The 6,000-nt window shown below is 65.9% G+C and carries 6 protein-coding genes; 2 read left to right on the top strand and 4 right to left on the bottom strand.

Translation table 11 applies throughout. The annotated features are described in order from the left end of the window. Positions 1–239 precede the first annotated feature (239 nt). A complete protein-coding gene (locus tag DMB66_RS38780) occupies positions 240–1,229 on the bottom strand; it encodes a hypothetical protein (RefSeq protein WP_125809116.1) in 990 nt (329 codons plus the stop codon). Positions 1,230–1,339: 110 nt separating this feature from the next. On the opposite strand from DMB66_RS38780, the gene DMB66_RS38785 reads away from it, so the two are divergent. Next, positions 1,340–1,774: a hypothetical protein gene (locus DMB66_RS38785; protein WP_125809117.1), complete on the top strand. Its 435-nt coding sequence runs from the start codon at positions 1,340–1,342 to the stop codon at positions 1,772–1,774. 145 nt (positions 1,775–1,919) lie between these two features. On the opposite strand, the gene DMB66_RS38790 is transcribed toward DMB66_RS38785, so the two are convergent. Then, positions 1,920–3,095: a HEAT repeat domain-containing protein gene (locus DMB66_RS38790; protein ID WP_125809118.1), complete on the bottom strand. Its 1,176-nt coding sequence runs from the start codon at positions 3,093–3,095 to the stop codon at positions 1,920–1,922. 279 nt (positions 3,096–3,374) lie between these two features. Beyond that, entirely contained in the window at positions 3,375–4,238 is an 864-nt protein-coding gene (locus DMB66_RS38795; RefSeq protein WP_125809119.1) for a hypothetical protein, read from the bottom strand. Positions 4,239–4,597: 359 nt separating this feature from the next. Between DMB66_RS38795 and DMB66_RS38800 the strand changes: the two genes are divergently transcribed. Further along, on the top strand, positions 4,598–4,954 hold the full coding sequence (locus tag DMB66_RS38800) for a hypothetical protein (RefSeq protein WP_125809120.1): 357 nt from the start codon (positions 4,598–4,600) through the stop codon (positions 4,952–4,954). A gap of 257 nt (positions 4,955–5,211) precedes the next feature. Here the strand turns inward: DMB66_RS38800 and DMB66_RS38805 are convergent. Further along, on the bottom strand, positions 5,212–6,000 hold a 789-nt coding region (locus DMB66_RS38805), incomplete at its 5' end, for a transposase (protein WP_199752879.1).

Below are 6,000 nucleotides of genomic sequence, written 5' to 3' on the forward strand. Positions count from 1 at the left end.
GCGTTTCCTATGGGGAAGCAGAGCTGCCGTACGGGAGATCAACCGTGATCGCCAGTGCTGGTCCCAGCGGTCAGCGTGGCGGGGTGGATTCGGCCGAAAATGCCTCGGTCGAGGCCGATAGCGTGGTGCGGTCCTATCGGCAGGCGGCGATGTTGTGTTGGGCCCAGTCGATGAACGTGCGGGGCACTCGACCGAGGACCCGCTCGACGTAGGCCGACAAGCCACGGCGGGAGGACGCGTCACTGCATGGCGGTGGCCGGCGGGTGGTCGAAGGATTCGGCGCAGCGGAAGGTGTAGAGCGAGTAGCCACGCCCGATCTGCACGCCGACGGTGTCCGGGGACGCGTTCGGGTCCTCCTCCGATGGGCGCCAGCTGCAACCCGTGCCGTTCCAGTCGGCCGAGCCCGCGGTGAGGGTCAAGGTCATCGCGGCGCCGCAGACAGCACAATCCATCGGGTACGGGTCGGTCAGCGACCAGTTCGCGTACCCGCCGACCTTCCAGCCTGGCGCCAGCGACAGGTCACTCTGGTAGTTGGGGCGGCTCTCCTCGTCCTTGTCCCACTCGTCAAGCCGCTCGCGCAGGTCATCGGGGAGCAGACCGGCGTACTGGTACTCGCGGACCTGTTCTGGGTGCACCACGCACGGAATAGGCAGGTACATGTCGCTGATCACCGCCGGCTCGGGAGGCGCTTCGAGTATTGGGCCCACGGCGGAGCTATCGCGCCAGTAGAGGAAGACTCGGGGGCTGTAGTGCCGATCCGAGTGGTCCACCGGGCACCACAGCACCTGGAGCAGGTCGGTGCCGTCCGGACCGGCGTAGTCCGGGATGTCCCGGCGGTACAGTTGCGCGAGCGGGAGCAGCGGGATCGGATCCTCGATCAGGTCATCCAGCTCCAGGTCGTCGGCCGCATCGAGCTCGGCCCGTTCCTCGGCGGTCAGGAAATCCCCGCCCGCCAGCGGTTCCCGAGCGTTCGCCGTCGCGAGGATCTCCCGCCTGCGGCGCTCAGCCGCCAGCGTGGTCAGGTTGTACGGCTCATGCGCCTCAGTGTCGTCGCAGACCGGCCACATCTCGTCGGCCGGCCACAGCAGCGGCCCGCCGACCGAACTGTCCGCAACGGTCGCAGCGCCGGGCCGGGGATGCAGGCGGGTAGCGGTGGTGGAATGTCCCCGCAGCGCGGGGAAGAGTTCGGCGATGTCCAGGGGACGCGGGGGTGTGGTGCGGGCGACCATAACAGTGGATCTTAAAGCTGATGACGGAGGGAACAAGCGCCAATCCGTTGTCGCCCCAGCCTGCGGTGTCACCACCTGGTTGGGTTGATCACGGACATTAACCTCTACCCATGCCGTTCTACGGACCTGGGCACTTCGAAAGCCGTACGCCCATCGCGCTTGTTCTTTTGGGGGTTGTCCTGACCCTCAGCTTTCTGCTGGTCGGTCTGTTCGACGACCTCGAGCCCAGTCCGCCGGACGGTGAACTGGTCACCGCCACGGTTCAAACTGTGGTGCCGGACGGTCTCGGGTATCCGTACTACGTGTCGGTCCGGGCGGTAACCTCGCAAGGCACGGTGAACTGCAGCATGGGCAAGAACCAGTTTCCCGACGGTGGGCTGCCCCCACTCAACGCGCAGATCACGGTCGATTGGACGTCCGGGTACTGCGACTCGTACGAGCCGGCCGAACAGCTCCCACGGTGGTTCTTTTTCCTGGTGTCGGGCATCGCCGGGACGCTCACCGGCCGGTACCTGTTCCGGTTGGCGAGCCGCAACGGCTCTTGACGGGGACCGGTCCATCCGCAAGGCATACCGCTGAGGCAGTAGCCAACGTTCTCATCCGCCGCGACTCGTGCGCGCCGTTATCCGGAACGTGCTGTGCCACGATGGCGCGCCGTTGATGGGATAGGTACGAGGGACGCTTCGGGCGTCAGCGGGGTGGCCGGCTGAGTTGGGTGGCTGCTGTCTGCCGCACGGTGGCTTCGGGGTCGTCGGCCAGGCGGTGCAGGATGGTGTCGACGTCGTCGGGTGCGAGAAGGTGCGCGAGCACCGCTACGCGTTGCCGGACCGTCGCGTCGGGATCGTTGGCGAGCGTGCCGGCCAGCGCGGACCAACGTGCGGACCGGTCCGCCACGGTGGCCAGCCCGCTCAGCGTGGCCGAACGTACAGTCGCTTCGGGGTCTTGCGCGAGCAGCATGAGCTGCGAGTCGACGCGGGGATCGGAGTCAACGGCCCTGGCGAGCGCTTTCCCGGCTTGGGCTCGGAGCCGGGGGTCCTGACCGGCGGCCTCCGCGAGCAGTGCGTCGACGGCAGCCGAGCCGCCGACCGCACCGAGCGCGTCGCGGGCCTGGTCGCGTACCCGATCATCGTCGTCCTGGAGCAGCCGCAGCAACGCCGGCGTGCCCGTGGCGCTGCCGAGCCGGCCCAGGGCGTACGCGGTTCGGGCCCGCACCCGGTAGCGGGGATCGGTGATGGCCCTCGCGAGTGGTGCCGCCGCTTCGAGACGGCCGCTGGCGCCGAGCCGGCTGATCGACGCCATCCGCACCTGTTCGTCCGGGTCGGCCGACGTGGCCACCAGCACCGCGAAGGCTCGATCGTCACCGGCCGGGTCCACGACCGCTTCGACCGCCATCAACCGGACATCCGGATCGGGATGGCCGGCGGCCGTCTCCAACAGCCCGACATCACCAGCCTCGACCACCAAGCCGAGCGCCAGCAATCCCACCCGCCGCCGCTCGGGCGCGTCGCTGCGAACCAGCTCGAGGATCAACTCTCGGCCTGCCACCGGGTCCGCGCCCAGGACCGCGGTGATCTCGGACTGCAGGCCGTCCTGGTCGTCGCCCAGATCACGGTCGGCCGCCAGGAGCAACACCGGCAGTGCCGCGATCCCCGCAACACCGGCCAACACACCCGCGATCAGGTCACGGCCGTAGAAGTTCTCCTCGTCGAGGAACCTGCCGAGGGCCTCGCTCAGCAGCGGCACCAAGCCGAGGTCGCCCGAACCGGTCAACGCCGCGACGCTGGGCGCGATGTCGTCATAGTCGACCTCGTCCAGCTGCGCCGCATGCTCGATCACGGACTCCAACAGGCCACCGTTGTCGATCATCTTTGTCACCCTGCCATACCGTCCGCATCCCCGAGACAGCGCTTGCCGCTCTGCTCATTCAGCCGCAGTCAACACGCCTGTCGGCTGGGCGTCACGGTCCGTGCCGGCGATCCAGCGCAGGAGCATCCGGTCATGCTTGATATGCAGGTAATGCCGAGATGAGTGCATCTCGGTCGATCGACTATCGCACGCCGCCGGTCATGGCTCTAACCCAATCAGGCCACCCAGAAAATAGCGAAGGGCCGGTTGCCATCGTAGCGCGCTCCGCATTCTTAACTCTCAATGAGTGTCGCGCCAGAGCCGTTCAAGATCGGTCGAAGGCAGCCGATGTGAAATGAGGACACCGGCCGTGTTGGCGAAAGACTCGCGATTATCCGCAGCAGCTTCCCAGTAGATGGCAGGACTCACTCCATCACCGGCTCGATAGCACACGCGCGCCTTGACGCTTTCCGGTGAGGGCGTATTTGGTCCATCCCAGCTGTCGCAATTCTGACCATCCTTACGTTGCCATGCGCTACCGAAGAGGTCGCCCCGCGTTTGGGCGTCATGGGCGGTGACGAAGTAGGCGGAGTAATCCTCGCTCTGGCATTTGATCATTGCGGTGAAAGGCACTTGGGGGTCAACCCAAAGGCCCGATTGCCGACCGAACTCTGGGATGTTCGAATTCTGCTGGCATTGTCCCGATTCTGCAATCAAGCCAGCATAGAGCCTCTTGAGCACGGGGTCGCCCGCGGTGCCAGGACCCACTCTGTCGTCCGCCTTCGACTCGACGAAGCCGACTGCGACAACGATGGTAGTTAGCACGACGGCCGAAGCGACAGCGATCGCGGTCAACCGTGCAGAAAGCGTTCTACTGCGGGCCGTCAATCCAACGCCAAGAGCGGCTGCAACCCCGATCATGGCATTTATTTGCTCGAAGCCACCGATGCTGTCAAGGAGCGCTGCGGCATTACTCTGCATGGGAAGTCCGAGACCCTTTACCACGGTCAGCGCCGCCACGGAAGCGACCACCACCAATAATGCAAAGATGGCAGCGGGGTGCGCTCCTCCTCCTCCACCACCGCCACTGCCGCCGGCAGTCGAATCGGGGACTCGATTACCCGGCGGACCAGGGCCGCTAGTCTGAGTTGGTGCAGCGATCATCTGACATCCTTCTATGCCGAGATGGACAGACGTGGGAAGAGTAGGGGTTTGCCGCCCGGTAGTCCATCTCTCTCACTCATTTGGGTTACGACGAAACTTGATGAGGTTAATGGTCAACTCAGGTTCAAGGCCGGGCACTGTCATGCCGCGCCGAGGCACTGGTGCTCTTCGTCGGCGGTGACGCACCGTAAGATATGACTGCCTTCTCCGCTCCCACGTCATCCGTCATCACTTCCGACAACCGCGTTCTCCACGCGGCGGTGCCCGCGTACCTGGGCCGCTACCGGGGAGTTTGCCTGGCGGCATGGTTGACAACGATTCGACTGCCGTCCGTCCCGGTCCGATGGCATCGTGGCGGCATGGTCACAAGGACATTATCTCGACTCTGGTACGGGAGTTACGTGGTAGCTGTCGGACTGCTGGCGTTCATTGGCGCCTACGTCGGTAGTACCTACGTGGAAAACGTATGGTGGGGCGTCGGAAGGTGGCTGTTGGGAATTGCTGCTGTGCTGACTCTTCCGTCCGGCATCGTCGTCCTTCCGGCAATCCTGTACGGCGCCGAGGCGCTGGGACTGTCGAGCGCGTCGGATTTCATCGATGCCGTTGTTGTGGCTGCTGCTTGGATGGCTGCCGCATCGGCGAACGGACTGGTGCTGAGAGTTGTCGCACGGAAGCTGGCGGCATGGCGTCGCCGCCGACGGCTGGCCCGGCGTTGAACATCTCCAGTCGCCACCCGAGTGCGCTTGAATCTGCCGCTGACAACGCGTGGCTTCACCGCTCCACCGGCCACGCTGAGCCTCGATCCACCGACGCAGTCGGTGTCGATCGCCGTTGATCATTTCTGTGTGGGGTGATCCGGCGGGCGTGTGGGAGTCGCCGATCTCGTGATCGGCTTGCCCTGGACGCGTTTGTTCGGGTGGAGCAGGGTTGTGGCCTGTGGCCGGGCCGCCTGGATTCTGCGGGTTCCGGCTGGTCAGCCGGGGGTGGCCTGGACGGCGGTGAACAGGTTGTCGAACGCCGTCTGCCAGGGCCAGTGCTCGGGGAGGTGCAGGTGGATGGTGCGGGCCCGATGCGCGATCCGGGCGGCGACGTTGATGATCCGGGTACGAATCGTCGCTGGCCGGGCGCCGGCTTGAGGGCCGGCGGCGAGGTGCCCGGCGGTGCGGGTGAGGTTATGGGCGATTGCGGCGCAGGTCAGCCAGGCGTCGTTCGCGCTGAACCTCCTGGAGGGAAGATGCGCCAGGGGCCCGGCGATCAAATCGGCGTTGACCTGCTCGATGATGGCGGGTCCGCGGTGCTGCGATTCGGCCTGCACGAGAGTGAACGGCGAATCGGTGAACACCGCGTGATACCGGTAGGTCGGTACGAGTTCTTCCTGACCGGGGATCTGCGTGGGGTCGTCGCGGCGGATCCGGCGCACGATCAGCCGGGCGGTCACCGCGTGGCGGGTGCCGGCGAACGCGGTGTAGACGGTTTCGGCGATCTGCGCGTCGGAGATCCACCGCTGCTGGTCTTCGTCGAAGACGGCCCGCGGATACTTGATGTCGAGCCACTGATCGTCGCTGATGCTGTCGCACGCGGTACGGATCTTCGCGTCGATCCGGGTGGTGACCGAGAACCGCACGTCACGACGCCAGCAGGTGGTAATCACCGTTTTGGTGTAGAACGCCGAGTCCGCCCGGACCACGATCTCACCCGACGCGCCGCACGAGCGGGCGGTCGTGATCGCTTCGGCGATCATGCTGGCGGCGCCGCGGGCGGA

It is taken from the genome of Actinoplanes sp. ATCC 53533 (assembly GCF_003947245.1).